Source organism: Myxococcus sp. CA056, assembly GCF_013336715.1.
GTDB lineage: Bacteria > Myxococcota > Myxococcia > Myxococcales > Myxococcaceae > Myxococcus > Myxococcus llanfairpwllgwyngyllgogerychwyrndrobwllllantysiliogogogochensis.
In genome coordinates this window covers 716625-741676 of sequence record NZ_JABUMT010000001.1, presented here as the reverse complement: position 1 = coordinate 741676, position 25052 = coordinate 716625, and the positions used below count along the sequence as shown (strand labels likewise).

At 70.5% G+C, this 25052-nt stretch carries 21 protein-coding genes; 11 read left to right on the top strand and 10 right to left on the bottom strand.

The genetic code is table 11. From position 1 onward, the window contains the following. The first annotated feature begins 165 nt into the window (after positions 1–165). From HUA76_RS03020 to HUA76_RS45070, 5 genes are all read left to right on the top strand, one after another. Positions 166–3219 (top strand): helicase-related protein, encoded by a 3054-nt coding sequence (locus tag HUA76_RS03020; RefSeq protein WP_174459947.1) that lies wholly within the window; start codon positions 166–168, stop codon positions 3217–3219. Positions 3220–3377: 158 nt separating this feature from the next. Then, positions 3378–4172, top strand: a complete 795-nt coding sequence (locus tag HUA76_RS03015) for a TadE family protein (protein ID WP_141641801.1) — start codon at positions 3378–3380, stop codon at positions 4170–4172. Next, on the top strand, positions 4151–5686 hold the full coding sequence (locus HUA76_RS03010) for a pilus assembly protein (protein ID WP_174457418.1): 1536 nt from the start codon (positions 4151–4153) through the stop codon (positions 5684–5686). The genes HUA76_RS03015 and HUA76_RS03010 overlap by 22 nt, the downstream gene beginning before the upstream one ends. Position 5687: 1 nt before the next feature. Beyond that, on the top strand, positions 5688–6638 hold the full coding sequence (locus HUA76_RS03005) for a hypothetical protein (protein WP_141641799.1): 951 nt from the start codon (positions 5688–5690) through the stop codon (positions 6636–6638). Next, complete coding sequence (locus HUA76_RS45070; protein ID WP_371817329.1) at positions 6635–7684, top strand: hypothetical protein; 1050 nt, start codon at positions 6635–6637, stop codon at positions 7682–7684. Before HUA76_RS03005 ends, HUA76_RS45070 begins: the two co-directional genes overlap by 4 nt. An 18-nt stretch (positions 7685–7702) precedes the next feature. On the opposite strand, the gene HUA76_RS02995 is transcribed toward HUA76_RS45070, so the two are convergent. The 4 genes from HUA76_RS02995 to HUA76_RS02980 form a co-directional block, all read right to left on the bottom strand. Then, positions 7703–8077, bottom strand: a complete 375-nt coding sequence (locus HUA76_RS02995) for a VOC family protein (RefSeq protein WP_174459946.1) — start codon at positions 8075–8077, stop codon at positions 7703–7705. Between the two features lie 124 nt (positions 8078–8201). Beyond that, entirely contained in the window at positions 8202–8765 is a 564-nt protein-coding gene (locus HUA76_RS02990) for a hypothetical protein (RefSeq protein WP_141641797.1), read from the bottom strand. Positions 8766–8768: 3 nt separating this feature from the next. Further along, positions 8769–9530, bottom strand: a complete 762-nt coding sequence (locus HUA76_RS02985; RefSeq protein WP_174459945.1) for a hypothetical protein — start codon at positions 9528–9530, stop codon at positions 8769–8771. 46 nt (positions 9531–9576) lie between these two features. Next, positions 9577–9801: a hypothetical protein gene (locus HUA76_RS02980; RefSeq protein ID WP_141641795.1), complete on the bottom strand. Its 225-nt coding sequence runs from the start codon at positions 9799–9801 to the stop codon at positions 9577–9579. A 174-nt stretch (positions 9802–9975) separates the two neighbouring features. Between HUA76_RS02980 and HUA76_RS02975 the strand changes: the two genes are divergently transcribed. After that, positions 9976–10629 carry a hypothetical protein gene (locus tag HUA76_RS02975; RefSeq protein ID WP_174459944.1) on the top strand — a complete coding sequence of 218 codons (654 nt, stop codon included), beginning with the start codon at positions 9976–9978 and terminating at the stop codon, positions 10627–10629. Here the strand turns inward: HUA76_RS02975 and HUA76_RS02970 are convergent. The 3 genes from HUA76_RS02970 to HUA76_RS02960 form a co-directional block, all read right to left on the bottom strand. Beyond that, positions 10515–11573 (bottom strand): hypothetical protein, encoded by a 1059-nt coding sequence (locus tag HUA76_RS02970; RefSeq protein ID WP_174457413.1) that lies wholly within the window; start codon positions 11571–11573, stop codon positions 10515–10517. The two genes, HUA76_RS02975 and HUA76_RS02970, sit on opposite strands and share 115 nt — an antisense overlap. A 38-nt stretch (positions 11574–11611) precedes the next feature. Further along, on the bottom strand, positions 11612–11989 hold the full coding sequence (locus tag HUA76_RS02965) for a hypothetical protein (RefSeq protein ID WP_141641792.1): 378 nt from the start codon (positions 11987–11989) through the stop codon (positions 11612–11614). A gap of 140 nt (positions 11990–12129) precedes the next feature. Beyond that, entirely contained in the window at positions 12130–13893 is a 1764-nt protein-coding gene (locus HUA76_RS02960; RefSeq protein ID WP_174459943.1) for an ABC transporter ATP-binding protein, read from the bottom strand. Between the two features lie 158 nt (positions 13894–14051). Between HUA76_RS02960 and HUA76_RS02955 the strand changes: the two genes are divergently transcribed. The 4 genes from HUA76_RS02955 to HUA76_RS02940 all read left to right on the top strand — a co-directional run bounded on the left by HUA76_RS02955 (position 14052) and on the right by HUA76_RS02940 (position 19838). Further along, positions 14052–14492, top strand: a complete 441-nt coding sequence (locus HUA76_RS02955; RefSeq protein WP_174457411.1) for a hypothetical protein — start codon at positions 14052–14054, stop codon at positions 14490–14492. A gap of 175 nt (positions 14493–14667) precedes the next feature. Further along, positions 14668–15801: a molecular chaperone DnaJ gene (gene dnaJ / locus HUA76_RS02950; RefSeq protein ID WP_141641789.1), complete on the top strand. Its 1134-nt coding sequence runs from the start codon at positions 14668–14670 to the stop codon at positions 15799–15801. Positions 15802–16050: 249 nt separating this feature from the next. Further along, positions 16051–18216 (top strand): ABC transporter substrate-binding protein, encoded by a 2166-nt coding sequence (locus HUA76_RS02945; RefSeq protein WP_174459942.1) that lies wholly within the window; start codon positions 16051–16053, stop codon positions 18214–18216. After that, complete coding sequence (locus tag HUA76_RS02940) at positions 18213–19838, top strand: WD40 repeat domain-containing protein (RefSeq protein WP_174459941.1); 1626 nt, start codon at positions 18213–18215, stop codon at positions 19836–19838. Before HUA76_RS02945 ends, HUA76_RS02940 begins: the two co-directional genes overlap by 4 nt. Here HUA76_RS02940 and HUA76_RS02935 read toward each other — a convergent pair. Further along, positions 19832–20524 carry an NAD-binding oxidoreductase gene (locus tag HUA76_RS02935; RefSeq protein ID WP_141649302.1) on the bottom strand — a complete coding sequence of 231 codons (693 nt, stop codon included), beginning with the start codon at positions 20522–20524 and terminating at the stop codon, positions 19832–19834. The two genes, HUA76_RS02940 and HUA76_RS02935, sit on opposite strands and share 7 nt — an antisense overlap. Positions 20525–20582: 58 nt before the next feature. Between HUA76_RS02935 and HUA76_RS02930 the strand changes: the two genes are divergently transcribed. Next, positions 20583–21353 carry a transglycosylase domain-containing protein gene (locus HUA76_RS02930; RefSeq protein ID WP_141649303.1) on the top strand — a complete coding sequence of 257 codons (771 nt, stop codon included), beginning with the start codon at positions 20583–20585 and terminating at the stop codon, positions 21351–21353. A 39-nt stretch (positions 21354–21392) separates the two neighbouring features. Here the strand turns inward: HUA76_RS02930 and HUA76_RS02925 are convergent, their stop codons facing one another. After that, positions 21393–23207, bottom strand: coding sequence for a serine/threonine-protein kinase (locus HUA76_RS02925; RefSeq protein WP_174457407.1), 1815 nt, complete (start codon positions 23205–23207; stop codon positions 21393–21395). Positions 23208–23351: 144 nt separating this feature from the next. Then, on the bottom strand, positions 23352–25040 hold the full coding sequence (locus tag HUA76_RS46205) for a hypothetical protein (RefSeq protein WP_174457406.1): 1689 nt from the start codon (positions 25038–25040) through the stop codon (positions 23352–23354). Positions 25041–25052: the final 12 nt, after the last annotated feature.

Sequence of the window (25052 nt, the reverse complement as noted above, 5' to 3'; positions counted from 1 at the left end):
GGAAGTTGGACCACGCGGGGACCCCTGTTTCGGGGTCGGCGCGCGTCGGACGCGACAACTGGGGGTGTTGCGTGGCGGGCGCGGGGGCCCATCAGGAATGGCCATCGCCAGGGCAGGGGGTTATGAGGCGGACCCCCTCTTTGCTCGGGTCGTCCCGCACCGCCTATGTCCCTCGTCGAAGGTCTGAAGGTCCGCTACCTCCCGCAGCCCGAATGGGGTGTGGGACACCTGCTGTCGCTCCAGGAAGAAGGCGCCAAGGCGCTCGTCGTCTTCCCCGCTCGGGAGGACGCCCCGGTGCTGGTGTCCACCAAGGGCGGCGCCCTGGTGTCGTATCCGCTGCCACCGGGTGAGCCGGTGCTGACGTACAAGGGGCGGCTGGCCCTCGTCGTGGCCGAGGAGCCGGGCGCGCGAGGACTGCGCCGCTACGTGTTGCGCTACGCGGACACGGGCGAGGAGGACGAGCTGCCGGAGTCGGAGGTGCGCGCGCTGCCCCCGCGCTCGGACCTCTTGTCCACGCTGCGCGAGGGCCGCGTGGGTGAGGCCCGCGCCTTCACGCTGCGCAAGCAGGCCCTGGTCCTGGACGACGAGCGCCGCTGTGACGCGCTGGGCGCGCTCCTGGCCAGCCGCATCATGGTGAAGCCGCACCAGGTGGGCGTGGTGCAGCGCGTGCTGTCCGCTCGCCGGCCGCGCTTCGTGCTCGCCGACGAGGTGGGCCTGGGCAAGACGATTGAAGCGGGCATGGTGTTCAGCGCACTGCGCCTGTCGGGCCTCGTGCGTCGGTGTCTGGTGGTGGCGCCCAGCCACCTCACCGTGCAGTGGTTGGTGGAGCTGTTCCACAAGTTCAACCAGCTCTTCACGCTGATGGACTCGGACCGCTACGCGCAGTCGCTCAAGGAGGTGCCGGATGTCTCCCCGTGGGCGCGCTTCCCGCTGGTGGTGACGAGCCTGGAGCTGCTCTCCCGCAGCGAGGAGCACCGCCAGGAGCTTGGCGCCGAGGGCGCGTTCTGGGACCTGGTCATCATCGACGAGGCGCACCACCTCAAGGGTGAGCGGGCCTTCGAGGCCGCGCGGGTGCTGGCGAAGAACTCCTGGGGCCTGTTGCTGCTCACCGCCACGCCCATGCAGCTGGACCCGGCCGAGTACCACGGGCTGCTCACGCTGATTGACGCGGCCACCGCGCCCAGCGTCGCGGGCTTCGAGGAGCGCCTGGCGCGCCAGGAGGAGCTGTCCACCGCGGTGCGCGCGCTGATGGAGGGCGGCAAGGGCAAGCCCGACGCGGCGGTGAAGGCGCTGGCGAAGCGCTTCCCCGAGGACGCGCGGCTCAAGACGCTCAAGGAGCCGCAAGCCCTGCTCCAGCACCTGGCGGAGACGTACAGCCTGAGCGACAGGCTTGTGCGTAACCGTCGTGCGGTGGTGGGTGGTTTCTCCACGCGCAGGCTGCATCGCCACCCGGTGACGCTGCCGGCGGAGGAGCTGAAGGTCCGCGACGCGGCGCTCGCCACGTTGGCGGCGGGCACGCTGCGGGGCGCGCCGCTGGGCAACGTGCTGCGCCGGCTGGAGTCGAGTCCCGCGGCCTTCGCGGGCGCGGTGCGGTCCAACCCGGTGTTGAAGGCGCAGTCAGAGGTGCTGAAGCTGCCCTCGCGCGACGCGAAGTTCGGCGCGTTCCTGGGGGTGCTGCGCGGCGTGTGGAAGGCGGAGCCCGCGGCCAAGGTGCTCGTCTTCACGGAGAGCCGGGACACGCTGGAGATGCTCCAGGCGGAGCTGGGGCGCGAGGGCGTGGAGGCGCTGGGCTACCACGGCGACCTGCCGCTCTTGGAGCGCGACAGGCAGGTGGCGCGCTTCCGGGGGCCGGAAGGTCCGAAGGTATTGCTGTGCACCGAGGTCGGCGGCGAGGGCCGCAACTTCCAGTTCGCGCACCACCTGGTCCACTACGATTTGCCCTGGAGCCCGGCCACGGTGGAGCAGCGCATTGGCCGGTTGGACCGCATCGGCCAGACGCACCCGGTGGAGATTCACGTCTTCGACTCGGTGGGCACGCTGGCGTCGGACGTGCTGACGCTGCTGGCGGACGCCGTCGGTGTCTTCGGCGAGACGGTGGGCGGCCTGGACGCGGTGCTGGAGGAGGTGGAGGACCGGCTCGCGGAGCTGGCGCTCCTGCCGCGCGAGGCGCGCGTGTCCTACGCCGCCGAGCTGAAGGCGAAGGTCGAAGCGGCGCGCGAGCAGGTGAAGCGCGCGTATGACCCGCTGCTGGACGTGCGCAGCTTCGACCGGCCCGCGGTGGAGCGGCTGGTGAAGCGCGCGCAGGAGCGGATGGGCCTGGAGCCCGACGAGGACGAGGACGGCGAGGCGCCCGGCGTGGAGGACGGCCTGTGGAGCGTCGCCCGGGACTTGGACGAGCGGCTGGAGGAAACCGTCGCGGAGCTGGCGCGGCGGGTGGGCATTGGCGTGGACATCGACGAGCAGGTGGAGGCCTTCCAGGTGGCCTTCCAGTTCGGTCACGCGCTGAAGGTGGACGGGCTGCCGGGGCTGGACGTCATGGAGGACCACACGCGGCTGGGCACCTTCTGGCGCGACACGGCGGTGGAGGCGGAGGAGCTGGAGTACTTCGCCACCGGGCACCCCCTGGTGGAGGCCCTCTTCGGCTTCTTGCGCGACGGCCCCTATGGGCGCAGCGCCTTTCGTTTCATCGAGAAGCGCGGGCCGCTGAAGGCGCGTGGGGTGGAGTTGCTCTACCACGTGCAGCTCCCGGAGCCGGAGGACACCTCCCCGGGCGCGCGCGTGCCCAGCCGTCAACTGGCGCGCTTCCTGGAGCGCACCCTGCTGCACGTGGCCGTGGTGGACGGCGGCGCGGCGGGGCCCAAGGTGGAGGACTCGCTGATCCCCGCGCTGGAGGCAGATGGCAAGTCGCTCAAGGGCGACGAGGTGTCACGCGCCTTCCCGGGCTTCGACGCCTTCGTGGACGCGGCGGTGCCAGTGGGCCAGCGGGGCGCCGAGGCGGCCCTGGCGAAGCTCACCACCTCCGCGCGCGAGGCCATTGAAGCCGAGCGGGACTCCGCCCTGGAGCGCCTCCGGCTGTCCCTGGACCATCAGGGCCTGTCCGACGATGCTCTCGCTGCCCAGCTCGGCGCCGAACACTCGCACTACGAGCGGTTGCTCCAGGCCTTGAGTGGGTCCAAGGTGACTCTCGACTCCGCCTGCGGGTTCGTCATCAATCGCTGAGAAGCCTCTCGGCGGGAAAGAAGTTGTGACGCGAGGTGTCAATTCGCTGATGCAGACAGTCCCACTGTGTCGTTGACAGTGGGACTGGGTACTGACTTTGGTTACCGGTCCACTTGACCGATTCCTCAATCAACAAGATTCAGGGAATTGAGTGATGTATGGTTCCCCGCGCCACGTCACCCACATCCAAGCAATCCGGACAGGCAGCGGTGGAAGCGGCTTTGACGCTCCCGCTGGTCGTGTTCCTGGTGTTGGGGACGCTGCAGCTCTTCATGATGCTGCAGGCGCGCATCCTCGCGCAGGTGGCGGTGTACCGGGCGGTGCGGGCGGGCAGCCTCAATCACGGTGACTGCCTGCCGATGATGCACGCGGCGATGGTGACGATGCTGCCGTCCATCGTCCGCACGGACAGCCCCCAGATTCTGGCGGATGCGTTCCGGATGCGGCGGGACAACGAGTACCGGGTGATGAGTTCCTACGGGAACCTCTTCAACGGGCCCATGGTGGAGATTGTCCGCGACTCGCCGGACCCCGCGTGGGTGAACGCGCTCGCGGGCAACGAGGACCTGCTCTTCGACCAGCCCACGGACAACGACGCGGCGCTCGACAACCGCACGTTGGAGATCCGCATGGTGGCCTGGTACTACATGCGCATCCCCTTCGCGAACTGGGTGATGAGCCGGATGTTCCTGGCCCACTTCGGACTGCGAAACTACACGGCCACCAATCCGCTGATGCCGGCGCAGAAGCGCTCGGACTGGTGGAACGACGAGGCGCCGCCGCTCGGGCCGAATGACTGGCCGGGTGGCGCGCTGGACGAGCGCATGGTGACGTGGAGCAACCGGGGACACTTCGTCTTCCCCATCCAGGTCCACGCGGCGATGCGGATGATGACGCCAGTGATGGCCGACAACTTCTCGCGAGGTGCCGAATGTCCCGTTACCGGCTTCTGAAGACCTCGCGAGGGCAGGCCCTCGTGCTGTTCGCGCTGACGCTGCTCTTGCTCGCGCTGATGGTGCTGATGACGCTGGGCTTCGGCATGCGCGCCAAGGAGCGCGTCGAAATCCAGATGGCCGCGGACGCGGCGGCGTACAGCCAGGCGGTGGCGACGGCGCGCACGTTCAACGCGATTTCGGTGATGAACCGCGCGCAGGTGGCCCACATGGTGGCCATGGCCGGCACGCAGGCGCTCATCAGCCGCAGCAGCCAGGTCTACGCGGCCCACCTGGTCTGCACGCCCGTCTTCACGCCGGTGGTGTGGGAGCTGATGGACAAGGCCGCCGCCACGCAGGTGAAGGTTCTCCAGGGCAGCGCGGGCAACCTCTACCGCGCGGGGCTGAACATCTACAGCCACCTGCTGCGCGAGCACATCTCCGAGCAGCGGCTCGCGCTGCGCATCGCCCGGGGTGCGAATCCGGAGCTGGAGGCCACGCCGGATGGTTCGGGCAAGAGCTTCCAGGAACTCAACGGCGACGACGCGGTGCCCAACCACGAAGACCTGATGAACGCGGTGCGACGCGGCGGTGGCGGGTGTGGCAGTGGCGCGGTGTGCGCGGTGGGCGGCAGCACGTCGGCGCACCTCAACGCCACCATGGGCAGCCTGGGGTGGACGTGGGTGCACAACCGGCCCACGGGCGGCGCGGGGTTTGGCACGGGCGGGGCCGCGCGGTCCGCGGCCTTCCGGCGCTACAGCGCGGCGGCGGAGATGGACCCTTCGACGTACACCACCGTGTCGGGCCGCAACTCCTCGGGGCATGACCATGCGACCGCCATCCTGCCCACGCGGTGTGCCAGCAACCCGCCCCCCATTCCGGTGCCGGTGACGGATGCGTGGGTGATGTCCGACGAGCAGCAGACGCCCGAGGACCAGCACGTGTATGGCCTGCGCCTGCCGCCCGGTCAGGCGCCGGAGGCCGGCGAGCCGCTGTTCGAGCGGCACACGCTGGGCGCCTGTGTTTCCTGCCCGGGCATCTGGCCGTTCGCCATGGGCTACAACGTGGACTCGCTGCAGCGGGGCGCGGGCAACCACTATGGGCAGCCGAAGCTGTACTCGGTGCTGCACCGTGACTACGGCAGCGATGCGCGGCGGCGGAGCCCGGACCCGTGGAACCTCTTCTTCCGGTTCAAGTTCTCCGCGGAGAACACGACGGAGTTCGACAACGCCATTCCGCTGGGGCGCTCGCGTCCCACGGGGCGTGAGAGCGTGCAGCGCAACCAGGTCGCGTTGTCGGCGGGCATCGTCTATTACCACCGGCCGCGCGCGGCGGGGCAGGGGGGTGGATGGCGTGAGCCGCCGAACTTCCTCAACCCGTTCTGGCGCGCCACGTTGGTGAGTCCGGAGGGCTCCACGGATGACAGGCCCGCGGCGAGCCTGGAAGCGGCGGGCTTCGCCGAGCACGGGCGGGTGTTGAGGGAGCTGGAGCAGGCGGGGTATCGCGGCGGCAGCCGGCGGGGAGCGGGGTACTGACATGCGCTCGCGAGCGGCACGAGGACAGTCCCTCATCGAGACGTCGCTGGGGTTGATGGTGTTCATCACCATCCTCCTGTTCGGCATCTACTTCGCGGAGGTGGGGGCGCTGACGTTGAAGGTGCAGGAGGCCGCGAACTTCGCGATGTGGAACGCGACGGGCCGTGTGATGCACGACCCGGAGGACCGCGAGTGGCAGCGCCCCTCGGCGGTGACGGGGGCCCTGGCGGAGGCGAACGGCCGCTATGTGGACTACGACGGCCGCAGCCGTATGGATGGCGCGGGTGGAGTGCCGCTCCAGTTGGCGATTGCGCGCGCGCAGCCCATCCGGGTGGACTGTGAGGCGGAGCTGCCCGACGGTGTGCCCACGCTGAGGCCGGCGGATGCACAGGGGCCGCTGGCGTCCATGCGGGTGTTGTCGGAGGGGATGCGGTGCACGGCGTCCACGCAGCTTCGCGCCGAGCGCATCGGTCGCTTCATGGAGCCGAGCTTCTTCCAGGCGTCGCAGCGGCGCGCGGCGGCAACCTTCCGGGTGTGCGCTGCGGGGCGTGCGACGGGTGGCGAGTGTCGGGGGCGGTTTGGCTTGTTCCTGGATGACTGGGGCCTGTCGACGGTGGATGAGGGACGGGCCTGTCCGCTGAGCATGAACAGTGGGGCGGTCTGCGGCAATCGGGACTACTACCTCTGGGCGGAGCGTGTGTACCGCACGAATGGTGGAGGCGGTGGGGCGGGGTCGGCGCTCGCGGCGCTGGTGGGCTCGGAGTCGGTGAACGAGGACCAGTTCTTCATGAGCTTCCGGGGCGAGGAGGACCGCTACCAGGAGAACATCGGTGGGACGCACGCGGGTGGCCAGTCGGTCTGGGAGACGACGCCCTTCAGTGCGCCGAACCTGAATCGCCCGTACAACGTGGCCCGACAGAACCGGTGGCTGGGCGGAGTGCGGGTGCGGTGAGGTCCGTGTTCGCCGCGCTGGTTCTGTTGAGCGTGGCCGCCGTGCATGCCGCGCCCGTGAACTCCAAGCCGGAGGAGGGCGCGAGCACCGCGTCCGCGAGTCCGAAGGTTGAAGCCGGTGCGAAGGCCGCGAAGGCTGGCTCCTCGCCCGCGCGCCCGACGGTGGAGACAGGTGCGGGCGCAACGAAGTCGAGCGCTGCATCCGCGAGTCCGAAGCTTGAGGCCGGTGCGAACGCCGCGAAGGCGGGCTCCTCGCCCGCGCGCCCGACGTTGGAGGCAGGCGCGAGTGCGGCGAAGTCGAGCACTGCATCCGCGAGTCCGAAGGTTGAGGCAGGCGCGAGCTCCGCGACGAAGCCCGGCTCCGTGCCCACGAGCCCCAAGTCTGGAGCCGGCCCGAGCAGCGCACCCACGGGCGTGGCATCGCCGGACAGCGCGCCCCGCTTCGCCTGGCCGTCGATGCGCGTCCTGGAACAGGTGGACGCGAGTGAAGTGGTGGAAGCGGGCGGCGTGCCGGTGGTGCTTCGCGCGGTGGTGGTGAAGGAGCGCGCGGAAGACCTCATCCAGCGCTTCGCGGATGCCTTCCGTGCCGGCGGCCTCCATGTCCCTCCAGGCGCCGAGCAACCCCAGCTCGCGAGCGGCGCGGCCATGCTCACCGCCATCGACATGTACCGGGGCATCACCTTCACCGTCATCCTCCAGCCACAGGATGTCGGCGTCACGCTCGTCTACCTGGGCGAGGCCAACCACACCCTGCGCCGTGAACCAGGCACCGAGGGCGATGTCGCGTCACTGCCCCCAGGGGCTCGACAGGTCTTGCGCGTGAATGACGAGGGCTCGAGGACGCTGTCCTTCCTCGTTCCCATGTCCGCGGGCGAAGTGGATGCCTTCTACGCCCAGGCGCTGCGCCGCGACGGTTGGCGTCGCGAGGACGGCGACATGACGGTGTACACGCGCTCGGGCGAAGAGCTGCGCATCGTGCACGAGCCCGCGGAGGGTGGTCTGCGCTCCGTCGTGCTCGTCCACCGGGGCCGCTCCCCCGCGCGGTAGACGGCCCACTCCGAGCCCTCAGTGCCCCGCGTGCGCGTGAAGCGCCACCGCGTTCCCCTCGGTGTCCTGGAACACCGCGAACGACCCCAGGGCCCCGATGGACGTCTTCTCCACCAACACCTTGCCTCCCGCCTGGGCGACACGGCGGATGGCGCCATCCAAATCGGAGCCCGCGTCCAGGAACACCCGGCTCCCCTCCAGCGAGGGACGCATGTGCGGCGAGTGGATGAGCGCTCCCGTCACATCCCCCTCCTGCTTCCGGGTGAAGACGGCGATGCGCGTGCCGTGGAAGTCCTCCACCTTCAGCGTGGTGGACAGGACGGACTCGTAGAAGCGCGCGGCGCGCGCCAGGTCGACGACGGGAATCTCGAACCAGTTCAGTCGGTGGGCCATGACAGGTCTCCAGCTCGGCGGAAGTGCCGATGGGAGTCACCATGACCTCTGTTCCTGTCAGCCTTGTGTCAGGTTTGTTGCTCGCGACGGCGCGGCGTCCAACGCCCGCTCGCGGCCTCCTGCTTCAGGCGCGCAGCTTCTCGCGCAGCGTCTTGGCGCGGCCCTGCATGTCGGGGTCCATGCTGGTCAGCTCCACCGACTTCAGCCGCTGGTCCAGACTCTGCGGCACCTTCTTCGGCAGCTTGCCCTCTTCGGCCAGTCCCTCCAGCCGGGCCAGCGCCTTGTCGACGATGCGCTCGCGCGGATGGTCCAGCAGGCTGTCCAGGAAGTACGCGTCCTCGGGCAGCTCCGGGTACTTCTCCAGGTAGTCCACCACGGCCTTCACCCAGTCGGCGCGCGTCTCGGACTCCGTGACTTTCTGCATGGCCTGCTTCTGGGCCTTGCGCTTGCCCTCTGGGTCGAACGTCTTCGCCAGTCCCTCGGGAAGCTCGCCGCCGGTGAAGAGCGCATCCGCGGCGGTCTTGTACTTCTGGTAGCTCGCGCTGCGCTCAATCTTCTGCTGCGCGGGGTCATCCTGGCGGGAGTGGTACTTGCTGCCCTTGGCGCGCCCCGCGTCGATTTCTCGCCACGTCTTGTCGCGCTTCCCAGAGAAGCCGCCGCCGCCGTTGTCGTCCCTGTCCTTGGCCATCCTTCATCTCCCCTTGCGTGCGCCCCAGAGCGCCGCGAGTCCGCTTTGGACGAGGGTGCGCACCGCCTCCAGCTCCTGTGCGGTCAGGGGCTGCTCCTCGTCCTGCTCCGCCTCGAAGAGCGCCTCGTCCGCATACGTCCGCAGGGACTGGGGCACCGGTGGAGCCGTCGTGTCCGCCACCAGCGCCGCCGGGCGCACCGAAGCGACTCCCGGCGACCACCCCAGCTCCAGCATGGCGTACAGCTCGAAGAGCAGGTGGCGGGCGACTCCGTATCCTTCGTCCGTGAGCCCCGCGGCGTCAAGCGCGCCCAGCAAGGCATCCTGCCGGTTCTCGAAGGAGTGCATCAGCCGCGTGCGCGCCTTCTCGTCGTCCTCCAGGTAACGCCAGGCCGCCTCGACGAATTCGCCCGTGGGCTCGTCCGGGTGGAAGGCTTGGGGCAGGGGAGCCTTGACCTTCTTCGGCCGGGGCGGCCGGGGGCCATCCTCCAGGCGCACCGCGCGCCCCTCTTCCACCAGGTCCCAGAGGCCCAGCAGGTTCTGGTACAGCAGCCGGGCGATGTCGGGCGAGGGGAAGCGCGGCTCCTCCTCGAACAGCCCGGGGATGACGTCGCTGTGCGGGCGCCCCTCGGCGTGGGCCGCCTGCATGCGGGCGAGCACCTCCGCGGTGTCGCAGGGGCTGCCGGACACCTCCAGCAGTCCGTCGAGTGTCTGCGCGCCCTCGAACTCGCGCGTGAAATCGGCACCTCTGTCCTTGGAGCGGCTCATGGCGGCGGGGACGCTTACCCCGGCGGACAGCCGAGCGCACGCGGCATCAGTGCTCCTCGGGCCACTCGCCCATCAGCGCGTCCTGGCGCTCCTTGGGATTGGAGGTCCACTCGAAGTCCTCCGGGACGTAGCCGCCGCCGTGCTGGCGTTCGCCGTCCCAGCTCACCTGCGCGGTGAGGAAGTGTTCGTCCGGCTCACCCGTCACCTCGGCGCGGTTGCCGGGAACGGTGAAGGGGGTGTCCAGGGGTTCGTCGGGGATGATGATGGCCATGGTGGGGCTCCGCGCGGAGGCGCTCTGACGCCAGATGTCCGCTGGCGCACGCGCCCGGTGCTTCGTCGTTCAACCTGGGCAGGCGGACGCGGACACGGGAGCGGGTGGGAGCGAGCGGGCGTGGGCACGGCCGCCTTCCGTTTCCGACCCGACGCCCCTAGTCTCCGGCTCCTGATGGCCGAGTCCTCGCCCGAGACGTTGAAGACCGCGGTGCAAGCACTCTCCCGCGTTCACGCGGTGGAGGGCCCGCCGGGAGAGAATGGCCTGCGCACCGTCTGGCACATGGGCACCGACGGCGCGGAGCTGATGTCCCAGGTGGACTCGGATGGCCGGGTGCGGCGGCAGGAGCTGACGCTGCTGGAGGACCACTACATGTGGGCCAGCGGCGAGGGCGTGCGCACCGGCCGCGTGGAGCCCGAAGGTGAGCGCGCCCGTCCCGCGGCGGCCGTGGTGAAGGCGGACCCTCAACTGGTTCCCCACCGGTTGGTGCGAGCCGCCCAGGCGATGGGCACGTACACCGGGCAGGACCGCTACATCCTGCACATGCAGCGCGTGCTGGCGCTGGCCCGCGAGGGGCTGGAGATGGCGGGTGCGGGCATCATCCTGCGCGAGGCGCAGCGTCCGTCGGAGCCCACGCTGCCCTCGCTGGAGGCGCCGTCACCCGCGCCCGCCCTCGCGCCGGCGGCTCCGCTGCGATACGTGCATGGCGCGCCTCACCCTGAGGCGGTGACGCCGCCGGAAGCTCGTGGCTCCGAGGGGGTCATCATGCTCGTCGTGTTCGGCGTGGGCGTGGTGGCCGGAGTCCTGTTGCTCATCTGGCTGCTCTGAGCCGGAGCGACGTCGAGCCCCAGCAGCCGCAGCATGTCCAGCGTGGTGGGCACCGCGCCCCGGTTCCGGGGCAGGGTGATGTGCGCGTTCTCGGCCACGGATTGCACCGGGTGCACATCCATCACCAGCAGGGCCGTCACGGCGGCCGCGGGCACCAGCCGGGGGGCCCAGCGAGGCGTGGGACGTGAGGCCTCGCGGCCACTGCCTCGCGCCACCAGCATGATGCCCAGCACCGCCAATACCGACGTGCACAACCAGCGCACCTCACGCAGTCGCGTGGCCGCCTCCATGCCCGTGGCCACCCACTCCTCACGCGCCGACTCGGGCACCTGTCCCAGCCCGGTGAGCATCTCGAGGAAGTGACGCGCCTCCAGCGCGCCCACCACCGCCACCGAGCCCAGCGCCGCCGTCACCCCGCTGGCGAGCAGCAGTCCCCGGCCGCGCCTGCGCCCTCCGGCTGCCTCCGCGCACGACGGACCAAAGCGCGCCAGCGCGAGCCCCAGCGCGAGCCCCAGGAGCAGCGCGGCGCTCGTCCACGCACCCAGCAGCCGGGGCGCCATGGCGTGGCCGGTGCTCGTCGCGACGTCCAGCACCGTGGCCTGGGTGGACAGGCGCGTCAGGCCGGACATGGCGCGGCCCACCAGGACCTCCGTGCCCAGCAGCCCCACCATCCACGGGAGGGTGGCCATGCCCAACATGACGGCGAGCGGCACACGCCGCCCCAGCCCCGTGCCGGCCAGCGCGAGCGACAGCAGGGGCAACTCAATGAGTAGGGCCAACGCCACCACGGCGGCGAAGGGACCGGCGGCATCCACCGTGCCCGCAAGGGCCTCGGGACCGTGCAGCAGGGGTGCGAGCGTGAAGCACCACAGGAACACGGTAACGGGCACGGACGAGGCCACCGAGAGCCCGGGCATGAAGCGGAGCCGCAGAGTAACAAGCATTCCAGGAGAGACTAGTCTCTCCAGGTAATTCTTGGAATTCAGACTGGGGGACGACCGACCAGCCAGTAGACGACGCTGGAGAGGGCTCCGGCGACAGGAGACACGAGCACACCCAGCAGGTAGAGGCCGGGACAGTCGCCTTCGGTGCAGCCGATGCGGCTGTAGGCGAGGGCGCCGGCGAGCAGCAGCGGGACGTGCATGCCGATGAGGAAGATGCCGGCGCCGCGCACGACGAGCCCCCGGTACCAGGTGCGTGTCCACAATCGGAAGACGATGGGGACCAGGACCAGGGTGCCGGTGGCCGCGGCGGCGAGCGCGAGGTGGCGCGCGGACACGGCCACACACGCTAGGGCCGCGAGGGCCAGCGCGGGCACGAGCAGCAACGCGTTGAGGGACAAGGGCTCCCGATGACGCATCAGACAGGGGAACGCTGGCAGAGCCCGCGTGTGCAGGCAAGCGGCGCGGTGGGGGAATGTCCCCGGGTCCGCTTCCGCCAGGCCCGCGCGGTCGCCATCAACGTCTGAGTGGACGAGAACCCGTCGTGCCGCCGCCGTCGCTACGCCGCGACGGCGCCTTCACCCAGCAGCCGCAGGTAGCGGCCCCGCAGCGCGAGCAGCTCCGCGTGCGTGCCTGACTCCACCACGCGGCCTTCCTCCACCACGGCAATCACATCCGCGTCGCGCACGGTGGACAGCCGATGTGCAATCACCAGCACCGTGCGGCCGCGCATCAGCGTCTCCAGCCCCGCGCCTACCGCCGCCTCGCTCGCCGCGTCCAGCGCGCTGGTGGGCTCGTCCAGCAGCAGCACCGACGGCTTGCACAGGAACGCGCGCGCCAGCGCCAGCCGCTGCCGTTGCCCGCCCGACAGCCGGCTGCCTCGCTCGCCCACGGACTCGTCGAGCCCTCCAGGCAGCGCGCGCACGAAGTCCTCCGCGTGCGCCAGCGCGAGCGCCTCCCACAACTCCGCGTCCGTCGCTTCGGGCCGGCCCAGCCGCAGGTTGTGGCGCACCGTGCCGGAGAACAGCACCGGCTCCTGCGGCACCCACGCCACCTGTCCGCGCACGCTCGACGGCTTCAGCGACTCCAGCGGCGCGCCGTCCCACAGCACCCGTCCGCCCGACGACGGCAAAAACCCCAGCAGCACGGAGAACAGCGTCGTCTTCCCGGCGCCCGACGGCCCCACCAGCGCCACGCGCTTGCCCGCGGGCACCACCAGGTCCACGCCCCGCAGCGCCTCGCGCCCGTCCTGATACGTGGCCTTCACGCCCTCCAGCACCAGCGCCTGCGACAGCGGATGGGCCGCATCCCCCGTGTCCGGAGGCGAGGGCTCATCCGCGATGGCGAACAGCCGCTCCGCCGCCGCCAGCCCCGTGAGCACCTGGGACAGCGTGCCGCTCAGGGATTTGATCGGCTGATACAACAGCAACGCAGCTGCGAGAAAGGACAAGAGCCGTCCCGCGAGCTCGGGGTCCGCGGACACCGCGCGCGCGCCCCACGCCACCGCCATGGCCACGCCGGCGATTCCGAGCAGCTCCACCGTGGGGCTCACCGCGCCGCGCAGGAACAGCGAGCGGCGCATCTCGCCCAGGTACTTGTCCGCCTCCACGTCGAAGGACTCGAGCGCGCGTGCCTGCCCGCCGTAGGCCTGCACCACTGGCAGGTTCTGCAGCTGCTCGGCCGTCAGCGACGTCAGCGCGCCCAGGCTCTGCAGCGAGCGGGCGGCGACCTTCTTCAGCGAGCGGGCGAAGCGATTGATGGGCAGCACGGTCACCGGCACCACGATGAACGTGAAGAGGAAAAGCTTCGCGTCGATGAGGAAGCACGTCGCCAGCAGGGCCACCGCTTGCAGCCCATCCTTCACGTACGATGACAACGCCTGCGTTATCGAGAACTCCACCAACGGCACGTCCGACGTGAAGCGAGACAACAGCTCACCGGAGTGTCGCCGCTCGAAGAACGCGGGCGGCTGGCCGAGCAGTCGCCCGTAGAGAAAACCGCGCAGGTCCGCCATGACACGCTGGCCCAGCCGCTGCATAAGGCCACCCTGGAGGAACTGGGCCAGGGCCTTCACCAGCGCGAGCGCCACCACCACCAGCGGCAATCGCCGCAACAACACGTCGCCAGGCAGCGACACCCCGGCCACGGTGACGGGCTGGTCCGTGAGCACCGCGCGCAACAGCGGCCCGACGACCCAGGCATACGCGGAGGTCGCCGCGGCGGCGACGAGTGACGCGCAGACACCCGCCGCCAGCAGCCGGCGGTAGGGGCGCAGGTAGCCGAGGAGTCGGCGGTAGACGTGTGGGGAGGGACGAGGAGCCACTGTTTGGCGGCGGACTCTGTCACCGAGTCGCCAAGAGGTCCAAGTCTAGAGGGACGTGAAACGTCGTGCCTTGCCGCCTGCTTTCCCACCAGCCGTCATCAGCAGGCAGGCCCGTTCCGTTGCCCCCCTCCGTCCCTGCGGACAGGTTCAGGGGAGCCATGGACACCAATAACGAAAAAGAGGTCCTTTTCAATCCGGGCTGCGAGCCGGTGGTTGAAGACGAGGAGCGTCGCCGGCTCCTGTGGCTCATGGCCGAGTACTTCCGCACCATCGGGTACACGGACATCAAGGCCCGTCTCCCTGGATTCATGCCGCCTCCCATCCTGTCGGGCACCATCGAGGACGCACGTCCCGACTTCACCTGCCGCCAGTCCGACTCGGCGCGCACGCCCATCATCCTGGAGATTGTCACCCCGGGCATGGTGGACGAGCCGACCGCGGAGAACCGGTGGAGCCTGCTGGCCAGCGCCGCCAAGCTCTACAACGCGGAGCTGCACTTCGTGGTGCCCAAGTGGGCGTCCAACGGAGCGGTGGATCCGGCGCTCAAACGCAGGCTGGCCCGGATGGAGCTGACCGCCAACCGCGTGTGGACCGTCTAGTCCTCCCGCCCCTACCCTGACCGCCCCGTCTCTCTTCAAGCCGCCCGGTGGCCTCCATGGCCCCCGGGCGGCCTTGGTTTTGCCCCTTGGATTGCTGGCGCGTTCCGCTGCGTTATAGTGACTCAGAGTTTTTCGCGGCGTCAAAAAGTCCAGCAAATTCCAGGGGTTGAAGCGAATGCCAGCAGCGGCGGCCGGTCAGAAACGCGACTATTACGAGATCCTGGGCGTCCAGAAGACCGTCTCCGCGCAGGAGCTGAAGAGCGCGTTTCGCAAAGTGGCGCTCCAGTACCATCCGGATCGCAACCCGGGAAACAACGAGGCCGAGGAGAAGTTCAAGGAAGCCTCGGAAGCCTACGAAGTGCTCAGTGACCCTGACCGGCGGGCGAAGTACGACCGCTTCGGGCACTCGGGCAACCCGTTCGAGGGCTTTGGTGGCGCCGGCGGTGGGTTCCAGGGCGTCAACATCAACGACATCTTCGGCGAGATTTTCGGCGACATCTTCGGCGGTGGCCGGGGGGGTGGGCGCCGCACCAGCTCGCGTGGCGCGGACCTGCGCTACAACCTGGAAATCACCTTCGAGGAGGCCGCGTTCGGCAGCCGTCCCAAGGTGACGATTCCGCGGCCGAAGAAGTGCGAGACGTGCACGGGCTCGGGCAGCAAGAGCGGCGCGGGTCCTCGCGCGTGTGGAACGTGCGGCGGCAGCGGAGAGCTGCGCTACACGCAGGGCTTCTTCGCGGTGTCGCGTCCCTGTGGGGACTGCGGCGGCACGGGCGCGGTGGTACCGGACCCCTGCGCGCGCTGCAAGGGCTCCGGGAAGACGCCTTCCGAAGAGGTGATTGAGGTCGCCATCCCCGCGGGCGTGGACAACGGCACGCGGGTGCGGCTGACGGGCATGGGCGAGCCGGGAGACCGGGGCGGCCCCGCCGGAGACCTCTACGTCACCGTCATCGTCAAGGAGCACCCGCTCTTCCAGCGCGAGGAGTACGAGGTCTTCTGCGAGGTGCCCATCTCCTTCACCCACGCGGCGCTGGGCGCGAAGATCGACGTCCCCACGCTCGATGGGAAGGTGAAGATGACCATCCCCGCGGGCACCCAGTCCGGGAAGGTCTTCCGGCTCAAGAGCAAGGGCATCCCCCACCTGCACAGCCAGCAGCGGGGAGATCAGCACGTGCGCGTCGTCGTGGAGACGCCCACGGAGCTGTCCTCCAAGCAGCGCGAGCTCCTGGAGAAGCTCGCGGAGTTGTCCGGTGAGGAGTCCCATCCGCAGTCCAAGAGCTTCTTCGCCAAGGTGAAGGAGCTGTTCGGCTGAGCGAAGCCGCGGTGCGTAGGTGAGCCACGGCCGGCCGCTCGCCCTGGGAGCAGGGCCTGGGCCGGCGCGTCGTGGCCCTGGGGCCGCGTGCGTGTGGCCCTGGCGCCGCGCCAACGTGAGGAAGTCAACGTCCAGGGGCCGTGGGCGGTCGGGCACGAGGGGTGCACAGCGGGAGGGGTTCCACGCGGAATCTTCTCCCCGCTCCGTTGTCGACGGAGGCGCATCGCCGCTGCTATGCACCCCACTGCCATGGAAGTCCTGCCCACCTTGCGCCGCTCGCTCCTCGTCGCGCTGGCCCTGCTGCTGACGGCCTGTCCTCGACCCTCACGCACCCCGCCTGCCGGTGGCGACACGGGAGAGGATGTCCCCACGGGAGATCCGTTCCCCAAGCGGCCCGCCGTCGAGGCGAGGAAGGACGCGACCGCGGACGCGGCGCTCGCCCAGGCGAGGCAGACGGCCCAGGCCACGCCCGACAAGAAGAAGGCCGCCGAGGCCTACCTGTCCGTGCGCAAGGCGTACCCCGCGACGACGGCGGGCCAGGACGCGCTCTACCAGGCCGGCGTCCTCTTCTTCGAGTCGAAGGACTACGTCAACGCGCGCAAGTCCTTCAACGAGCTGCTCTTCGAGAACCCCCTCTACAACCAGGCCGAGGACGCCAAGCGCAAGCTGGCGCTGTCCGCCATGGAGGTGGGCGCCTACCGCGACGCGTACCAGACGCTGTCCAGCCTCGCCGAGCGCGCCGAGGGCGCCGAGCGTGAGCAGCTCCTGCGCGACGCGGCCCGGGCGGCCGAGGGCGCGGGGCTGTATGGGCAGTCGCTGACGCTGGCGGTGGAGCAGGCGGGGCAGGCGAAGACGCAGCAGGAGCGCGACGCGGCGGTGGCCCGGGTGGAGGCGCTGGTGGAGGGCCGCGCGGACTTCGTGGACATCGCGCGCGTGGCGGAGGGCCTGCCCGCGTCCAACCCGGCGTGGCCCGTGCTCACCTTCAAGCTGGCGCGCGTCTACTACCACCTGCGCGAGTGGACGCGGCTGGAGGAGACGCTCAACCGCTTCCTCGCGGAGGCGCCGCAGAGTCCCTTCGCGCCCCAGGCGCGGGAGCTGCTCGCGCGGGCCACGCGGCGCGTGGAGGCGAAGCCGAAGACGGTGGGCGTGCTGCTGCCCATGACGGGTCGCTACCAGCCCATCGGCGAGGCGGTGCTGCGCGGCATCCAGCTGGGCCTGGAGGGCAGCGACATCGAGCTGGTGGTGAAGGACACGCAGGGCGACGTCAACAAGACGGGCCAGGCGATGGAGCAGCTCGCCTTCGACGACGGCGCCATCGCCGTGCTGGGGCCGCTGCTCGGTGACGACTCCAAGCGCGCGGCGCTGGTGGCCGAGGAGCTCCAGCTTCCGCTGCTCACCATGACGCGCCAGGAAGGCGTCACGGACCTGGGCCCCTACGTGTTCCGCAACATGCTGACGAACGCCGCGCAGGCGGACGCCATCGCGGACTACGCCATCAACGTGAAGGGCTACAAGAAGTTCGCCCTCCTGTACCCGAACATCCCTTACGGAGTGGAGCTGGCGGACTCGTTCTGGGACCAGGTGACGGAGCGCGGCGGAGTCGTGCGGGGCGCGGAGCGCTACTCGCATGACCAGACGACCTTCACCACCGAGGCGAAGAAGCTGGTGGGCCGCTACTACCTGGAGGACCGTGGCGATTACGTCGAGGGCGTGAGGGACTTGCAGGGCGAGAACCTGGACGCCTTCCGTCGCCGCAAGGCGCTGGAGAAGGTGAAGAGTGGCGTGGAGCCCATCATCGACTTCGAGGCCATCTTCATGCCGGACGACTGGCGGCGGGTGAGCCTGGTCGCCCCGGCGCTGGCGGTGGAGGACATCGTCACCAACGCGTGCGACCCGCGTGATTTGGAGCGCATCCGCAAGACGACGGGCAAGAAGGAGCTGAAGACGGTGACGCTCTTCGGCGCCAACCAGTGGAGCAGCCCCAAGGGGCGCTCGGGCCTGCCGGAGTTGATTGAGCGCGGCGGCAAGTTCGTCACCTGCTCGGTGTACGTGGACGGCTTCTTCGTGGACTCGCAGCGGCCAGCAACGCGCACCTTCGTGCGCAAGTACCGGGAGGCCTACAAGCAGGAGACGGGGAAGGACCCGGGGCTCCTGGAGGCCATTGGTTACGACTCCGGGCGCATGCTGCGGCAGCTGGTGGAGAAGAAGGAGGGTGGGCCCCGCACGCGCGCGCAGATGCGTGACGCGCTGGCCAACCTGAAGGACTTCGACGGCGCCACCGGTCGCACCTCGTTCAACGAGAAGCGCGAGGCGGTGAAGCAGCTGTTCCTGTTGTCCATCGACAACAAGGGCGTCACCGAAATCAACGTGGACAAGGAGCGGGAGAAGGCGGCGTCGGGAGGCTCGGGTTCATGAGGCGGACGGCGGGGCTGCTGGCGGCGGGGCTGCTGGCGGCGGGGGGCGGCGGGTGCGCGCACCAGGCGGCGCGGCTGGCTCCAGACGTGGAAGCGCGGTTGGGTCAGACGCAGGGCGCGTTTCTCACCGGCGCGACGGCGGGGCTCGACAAGGGCCCCATCCTCAACCGGGCTGACTTCATCTGGGGCCTGGACTTCTCGCCCCGTCAGCACCGCGTCGCGTACACGCGGCTGGGCGCGCGCTCCTACTTCCTGTCCATCTGGGCGCTGGAGACACCGCCCCGGAAACTGGGCGACCCGCTCATCAATGCGTACGAGTTCGACGTGGAGGGCGTGGCCTTCTCGCCGGACGGCGGACTTGTCGCCACCGCGGGCCGTGATGGCGCCGTGCGCCTGTTCGACGCGGCCACGGGCGAGGCTCGCGGCGTTCGCGTCACCGAGGAGCCACTCACCGTGGTGGCCTTCCACCCGGAGGGCCGCTGGCTGGTGGCGGGGGGCGTGAAGGGTCTGCTCACCGTGCTGTCCGTGCCGGACCTGGCCCATGCCTCCGAGGAGCGCGGGCACGAGGGGCCGGTGAGCGCGGTGGCCTTCGCGCCGGACGGGACGCTGTATTCGGGCGGCTGGGACAAACACGTGCGCGCGTGGCGCACGGGGCTGGAGTCCCTGTCCTCACAGGCGACGCGCGCGCGCTTCGAGCGACGGGGCGGCTCGGCGGTGGTGGGCGGCTCGGTGAATGGCAAGGCGCCCGTCAGCTTCGCGCTGGACGCGCGCGTGCCCGCCATCGTCGTCACCGGAGAGGCGGCCACTGCGGCGGGCATCGACGTGGCCTTCCTGAAGGAGACGTTGGACGTGCCGGGTCCGCTGGGCACCACCCAGGCGCGGCTGGCGCGGGGCCAGTCCCTGCGCTTCAAGTCGCTGGTGGTGCGCGACGTGGACGTGGCGGTGTGTGACGCGTGCGTGCCCCAGGGTGTGCAGGGCGTGCTGGGCGCTCCCTTCACCGAGCGGGTGGGCGTGTCCTTCGACGAGGTCAACCACGAGGCCCTCTTCACGCTGAAGTCCGCGGCGCCGGAAGGCGCGGCGACGGTGGAGACGCTGGTGCTGGCGGCGCGTTCGGACTTCACCTTCCCCGCGTACGTCAGCGACGTCACCGTGGACGCGCGCGGGCAGCGGCTGGGCGTGGGCCTCTCGGAGCAGAAGCCGGAGCGGGACAGGAACGTGTACGAGCGTGAGCGTCAGGGCGTGGAGGAGCCGCGGGGGCCCTTCAACGCGGGCGCGGTGGTGGACGCGGCCACGGGACAGGTGCTGCACAAGTGGCCGGTGCACCACGGCGTGGTGTCCACCGCGGCCATCTCTCCGGACGGGCGCTCGCTCGTCTCCGGAGGCTGGGACAAGAAGGTGCACCTCTTCACCGAGGGCGAGCCCACCGCGCGCGGGACGCAGACGTTCGACTGGTCCGTGCGCCGCGTGCGCTTCAGCCCGGACGGGCGCCTGGTGGGCGTGGCCGCGTGGACGCCGCAGGTGGCCAGCCGCACCGGGGAGAGCGAGCCGTCCGCGGTGCTGCTCGACGTGCGCTACGCGGAGGGCGCCTCCGTGGTGTCCCCTGGGGCGCCCGCCGCTCAGTAGTTGAAGAAGATGTGTTCTCGGGGCACGCCCCGGTCCTTCAGGGCGTCCATGACTCCCTGCACCATCCTCGACTGTCCGCAGACGAAGGCCCTGGAGTCCCCCACCGTGTCCTCGCCGAGGTGGGCCTGCACGTAGCCGGTGAGGCCCAGCCAGCCGCTCACGCCGGGCTGGCTGACGGTGCGCACCACCTGGATGCCCCCTTCCTCCCAGGAATGCAGCTCTCCCTGGTACGCGAAGGCGCCGGGGGTGCGCGCGCCGAAGTAGAGCTTCACGCGGCCGAAGGCCTCCCGCTCGCGGCGGATGCTGGCGATGACGGGGCGGATGGCGGAGATGCCGGAGCCGGTGGCGAAGAGGAGCACGTCATGTCCTCGGGCCCGCTCCAGTGGGAAGCCCTTCCCCTCGGGCGCCGACACGTGGACCTGGGCGCCTGGCGGAAGGCGGATGAGGGCGTCGGGCAGCGGGCTGCCGTCCTTGAGGAGGAACTCCCACCGTGCGCCTCGCGGCTCGGGCGGGGAGGCGATGGCGAACAGGCCCGCCTCCATTCCGGGCAGGCAGAGGCGGACGTATTGCCCTGGGTGCGCGTGGGTCCCCACAAGGGGCGTGCCTTGGATGTCGAGCACGAGGTCGGTGAGCCCGTCGGCTGCGGGGGCGCGGGAGGTGACGATGGCCGGATGCCAGTCGGGCATGGTGAGTGCGGTTTTAACCCGTGTGCCGGGAGCGTGCTGCCCCTGGTAGCCTGGGGCGGTGAAGAGTCTTCTCTGGATAGTCTTGTTCATGCTCGGCCTGGCCGGCGTGCTCATTCCGCTGACGTATCTCTATACGGCCAGCAAGCTGCCCCAGTTGGAGAGCGAGTTCGACGTCGACAAGCTGCTCAAGCACAGCATCGAAGGCGAGCGGATGAGCCTCCGCGCCGGGCAGTCCGAGCGCAACCCCCGTCCCATCGCCTTCAACCGCCCCGACTTCTCGCGCCTGCCGAAGGACCTGGTGGCGCTCTATATCCGCCACATGGAGTGCCCCCGCTACTTCCAGACGCCGCGCGAGGACGGGGCGGCGTGGGCGTGGCGCCTCTTTGTCGGCGCGACGGTGGGGACGGCGCCTCCGGGAGAGGGCGCCTGTGAGCGCCTGCTGGCCATGCGCATCGCCCAGGGCCTGGGCATCTCCGGCAACCTCCAGCTCACCGTGGCCGCGCACCGGCTGCACGCCTTCATGCAGAAGGACCAGCTCATCGCCTACGACCTGGCCATCCTCTACTTCGAGCGGGGCGTCGTGGGCGTGGAGGACGCGGCCTTCACCCTCTTCAAGAAGGAGCTCAGCGACCTGCAGCTCCCGGAGCTGGCGGAGCTCCAGCTCGCGCTGCCGCCCTTCTATCGCTACTGGGATATCCGCCAGTGCAAGAACCCCACGGTGCTGCGTCAGGACCGGGACACGCTGCTGGCGGACCTCGCGGGGTGGAAGCTGGTGAGCGAGGACCGGGCTCGCAACGCGACGTCGCAGAAGCTGGGCTGCCTGGAGTAGCGCGCACGACGTGCTGGAGGGCCTCGTTGTGCCCGGTGCTCAGGGCTTGATGAACATGCTCTCCAGCGAGTTGAGCCGCTTGTTGATGTCACGGCGGGTCTCCGTGTCCTCGGCCGCTTCGGCCTGCCGCCGGTACTTCGTCAGCAGATTCAGCATCGCGTCGGGGCTCGTCACGCGGCCCTGACCGATGAGCTCCGGCATCGACTCCTCCAGCGAGTCGATGCGCTTGAGGAGCCTGCCCCGGGACATCGCGTCCGCGCTGACCGTGGGCTTGGAGGTGCTCGCGGGGCGACCGGAGCGAGCCACGGCGGGGGTCTCCGGCTCCTCGAGCGCGGGCGGTGGGCGGGCCGTGGGAGGCGCCTGCTCCGCGTGGTCAGCGGGGGCCGTGGCCGCCAGCGCTCCGTTCGTGTCGAGCGGCGTGGGGGCCGCGTCTTCTTCGGCCGGGGCTGGGCTGCCTCCTGGCTGGTCCAGTGCGCCAGTCGCGAGCGGGGCGGGCGGAGGCGGCTCGGCGAGGACCTCGCGCGAGGGGACGTCTTCCCGCGCGGCGGCATGCGTGAGCGGCACGGCGCGGGGCGGCTCCCGGAAGACGATGGCGGCGGCTCCGGCGAGCAGCGCCACGGAGGTTCCAAGGGCGACTGCGACGGGCAGGTACTTGCGCGTGCCGGTGGGCTGGGGAGCGGGCCGGGCGCCTTTCTCCGGCGTCAGCTCCGGAGGCACGGGGACGGGCGTGGTGGGGCGTCGCGAGGCCGCGTCCTCCGCCGAGGGGGGCTTCTCGTGGGTGGGCGCGAGCGCGCTGGGATTGGAGCGGGTGGAGCGCAGCGAGCGGCGCAGCTTGTGGAGTTGCTGGCGCAGCGCGTCCGCCGAGTTGGGCCGCGTCTCCGGGTCCTTCGTGAGCATCTGGAGGATGAACGCATCCAGCGCGGGCGGCAGGTCGGAGACGAACTCGGAGGGGCGGGGAGGCCGCGCCTCCACGTGCTTCATCAGCAGATCCACGGGCGAACTGCCCACGAAGGGCAGCCGGCCCGTCACCATCTCGAACGTCACCACGCCCAGGGCGTAGAGGTCGGTCATCGGACCCACCTCCTGGCCTCGCGCCTGCTCCGGGGCCATGTACTCCGGCGTGCCCACCACCATGTCCGTGCGCGTCTGCGCGGTGCGGCCGGTGGGGCCCTGGCCCCGCTTGGCGAGCCCGAAGTCCAGCACCTTCACGTAGCGCGAGCCGTCCGGCTGGCGCACGAGGAAGATGTTGCTCGGCTTGAGGTCCCGGTGCACCACGCCCGCGCCATGCGCGGAGGCCAGCGCGGCGAGCACCTCGTCCAGGATGGGCAGGGCCTCCAGCACGGGCAGCCGGTTCTTCTCCGACAGCACGGCGTCGAGCGGCTGACCCTCCAGGTACTCCATGACGATGTACTGCCGGCCGTCCGGCACCTGGCCGAAGCCGAAGATGTCGATGATGCCCCGGTGGCGGATGGCGTTCACCGCGCGGGCCTCGGCCAGAAGCCGCTCCACCTGCTCGTTGGAGTGGGCCAGCTCCGGACGGAGCACCTTCACCGCCACGCGCTTGCCGATGAGCGGCTGGATGCCCTCGTACACCAGGCCCATGCCGCCCACGCCGATGCGAGCGCGCAGCTCGTACTCACCCAGCTTCAAGCCGATGAGCGGATCCTTCGGCACGTCCGTCAGGGCCTCCAGGGTGCTCTGCACGACGACCTTCGGCTCGTCCGCCATCGGCGATGCCGGGGCCGACGGTGGGACGTGGAACGAAGCGAGTGCCACGGTGCCGTCCCTCGGACACACACCAGTGTCCGCGGGGACGGGAAAACCACAGGTTTCGCAGTTCAGCTCGGAAGCCATCTCGGGCCAGGAAGAAAGGTCAGCGTACCAAGACGAGGTGAATGACGCGATGTGGTTCGGACCCGAGTGCAGGGCGAGCGTTCAAGCACCGCACACCCCGCGGCGTCGACCTGTCCAACAGCGTCGGACAGCCGACGGATGACCCTATTGGATGGGCACACATCCCGTCGTTGGCAGGGATGCGCCCTCACCGCCGTTGTTCTCGCCGCCCGCGCCGCCGGCCCCCTGGGCGATGGTGACCCCGCCATCCAGGGTGACCTGACCCCGCTGACACCAGATGCCCACCGATGGACCGCCGCCCCCACCGCCCCCCATTCCGCCGGGGCCGCCGGGGCCGCCTGAGCCCCCGTTGCCGCCGACGCCGCTGTAGGTTCTGATGGTCTGGCCGGACTCCTCCGTGATGATATCGGCGAAGGCGCTGCCCAGGCCTCCGTCCCCGCCGAGTCCGCCGACGCCGCCCGCGCCGCCCTTGCCGCCCGCGCCGCCTCCGAGCGTCTCGATACGGGAGCCCGCTTCCAGGGACACCTGGGCGTCGAACACGAGCAGGCCGATGGACGCCCCACCCCCGCCACCACCCGTGCCGCCCGTGCCGGGGCAGCCTCCCGCGCCGCCGCCGCCGCCACCGCCGCTGGCCGCCACGTCCACGGTTCTGTTGGTGAGGATGCAGCCGCCGCCGCTGCTGCCTCCGCCACCGCCGCTGCCCGTCTGGCCAGGCTCCCCAATTCCTCCTTGCTGCTCAACGCCCACCGACCAGGTCTGGTTCTCCTTGGAGAGCACCCCCAGGCCGGAACCGCTCGAGCCCGCGTCGCCTCCGCCCCCCTGGGCTCCCCTGCCGCCGTGCGTGCCCGTCCCCGCGACGCAGATGCAGAGGCCGCTTGCCGGACAGGTGAACTCGGTCTTGTCGCCGCCGATTCCTCCAGCGCCTCCCAGCAACGGGGCTCCGGATGAGGGGCCCGGCTCGCCCGGGCCGCCGTCGGCACCCGAGGTCAGGTGCGCGCCATTCGCGCCTCGGCCTCCAGCGCTTCCGCCGACGCCGGGACAGAGGACGTTGACGCCGCCTTCACCTCCGATTCCCGGTATCACCCTCGGGTTTCCCGTGGTGACCGCGCCCACCAGGCCCACCGGACCCTCCGCGCCCGCATCGCCAGTCAGGCCCTGTGCACCCGTCGCGCCGCGTCCCGCCTCCAGCACGGTGTGACGCAGCCGCACGCCCGAAGCGTCGATGACCTTCAAGGCGATGGAGGGCTGCCCGGGCTCCACCGCGTCCGCGGAGCGGATGTGCAGGTACTCCAGTACGATTCCCGCGTCCGTCACGCCCCGCACGGTGAGGCCCGTCGTGCCGCCGTTGTCCAACACGGCCACCTGGCCACTGACGCGTCCCCAGCCGCCGTCGCGCCCCGAATAGCCACCGTGCACGGAGACGGGCATGTCCAGCACCAGCTCGCCCTCGTCATAGGTGCCGCCCGCGAGGTACAGCCGCGTCGGGGCGCCGCCGTCCCACTGGCGCAGCAGCCCGAGCGCGTGGCGCACGGTGCGCAGCGGAGCCTCGCGGGTGCCCGTGCCGGCGACGTCGTCGCCGTACACCGGGTCGATGAAGAGGCCCGCGCTGGCCCGACCATCCACGCCATCGCAGTCGGAGTCCTTGAACTCATCGTCCGGAGGGTCCTCCCCGGTGTTGGTGGGGATGCAGCCCGCGTCTGGCACGACCTGCTGCTCGCACCGTCCCTCGTCGCGGCAGCGCTTCTGCGCGGCGTCGAAGTCGTAGCAGCCCCCCGCGGAAAGCACCGCCGCGAGCGCCGTGCCCATCGCTCCGAGCGTCCAGATTTTTCGCATGGGATTCCTCGA

Excerpts from the sequence above, each read along its gene's own strand:
- HUA76_RS03020 (WP_174459947.1), top strand. The coding sequence starts at position 166 with ATGTCCCTCGTCGAAGGTCTGAAGGTCCGCTACCTCCCGCAGCCCGAA.
- HUA76_RS03015 (WP_141641801.1), top strand. The coding sequence starts at position 3,378 with ATGGTTCCCCGCGCCACGTCACCCACATCCAAGCAATCCGGACAGGCA.
- HUA76_RS03010 (WP_174457418.1), top strand. The coding sequence starts at position 4,151 with ATGTCCCGTTACCGGCTTCTGAAGACCTCGCGAGGGCAGGCCCTCGTG.
- HUA76_RS03005 (WP_141641799.1), top strand. The coding sequence starts at position 5,688 with ATGCGCTCGCGAGCGGCACGAGGACAGTCCCTCATCGAGACGTCGCTG.
- HUA76_RS02995 (WP_174459946.1), bottom strand. The coding sequence starts at position 8,077 with ATGGCCCACCGACTGAACTGGTTCGAGATTCCCGTCGTCGACCTGGCG.
- HUA76_RS02990 (WP_141641797.1), bottom strand. The coding sequence starts at position 8,765 with ATGGCCAAGGACAGGGACGACAACGGCGGCGGCGGCTTCTCTGGGAAG.
- HUA76_RS02985 (WP_174459945.1), bottom strand. The coding sequence starts at position 9,530 with ATGAGCCGCTCCAAGGACAGAGGTGCCGATTTCACGCGCGAGTTCGAG.
- HUA76_RS02980 (WP_141641795.1), bottom strand. The coding sequence starts at position 9,801 with ATGGCCATCATCATCCCCGACGAACCCCTGGACACCCCCTTCACCGTT.
- HUA76_RS02975 (WP_174459944.1), top strand. The coding sequence starts at position 9,976 with ATGGCCGAGTCCTCGCCCGAGACGTTGAAGACCGCGGTGCAAGCACTC.
- HUA76_RS02970 (WP_174457413.1), bottom strand. The coding sequence starts at position 11,573 with ATGCTTGTTACTCTGCGGCTCCGCTTCATGCCCGGGCTCTCGGTGGCC.
- HUA76_RS02965 (WP_141641792.1), bottom strand. The coding sequence starts at position 11,989 with ATGCGTCATCGGGAGCCCTTGTCCCTCAACGCGTTGCTGCTCGTGCCC.
- HUA76_RS02955 (WP_174457411.1), top strand. The coding sequence starts at position 14,052 with ATGGACACCAATAACGAAAAAGAGGTCCTTTTCAATCCGGGCTGCGAG.
- dnaJ (WP_141641789.1), top strand. The coding sequence starts at position 14,668 with ATGCCAGCAGCGGCGGCCGGTCAGAAACGCGACTATTACGAGATCCTG.
- HUA76_RS02945 (WP_174459942.1), top strand. The coding sequence starts at position 16,051 with ATGGAAGTCCTGCCCACCTTGCGCCGCTCGCTCCTCGTCGCGCTGGCC.
- HUA76_RS02940 (WP_174459941.1), top strand. The coding sequence starts at position 18,213 with ATGAGGCGGACGGCGGGGCTGCTGGCGGCGGGGCTGCTGGCGGCGGGG.
- HUA76_RS02935 (WP_141649302.1), bottom strand. The coding sequence starts at position 20,524 with ATGCCCGACTGGCATCCGGCCATCGTCACCTCCCGCGCCCCCGCAGCC.
- HUA76_RS02925 (WP_174457407.1), bottom strand. The coding sequence starts at position 23,207 with ATGGCTTCCGAGCTGAACTGCGAAACCTGTGGTTTTCCCGTCCCCGCG.
- HUA76_RS46205 (WP_174457406.1), bottom strand. The coding sequence starts at position 25,040 with ATGCGAAAAATCTGGACGCTCGGAGCGATGGGCACGGCGCTCGCGGCG.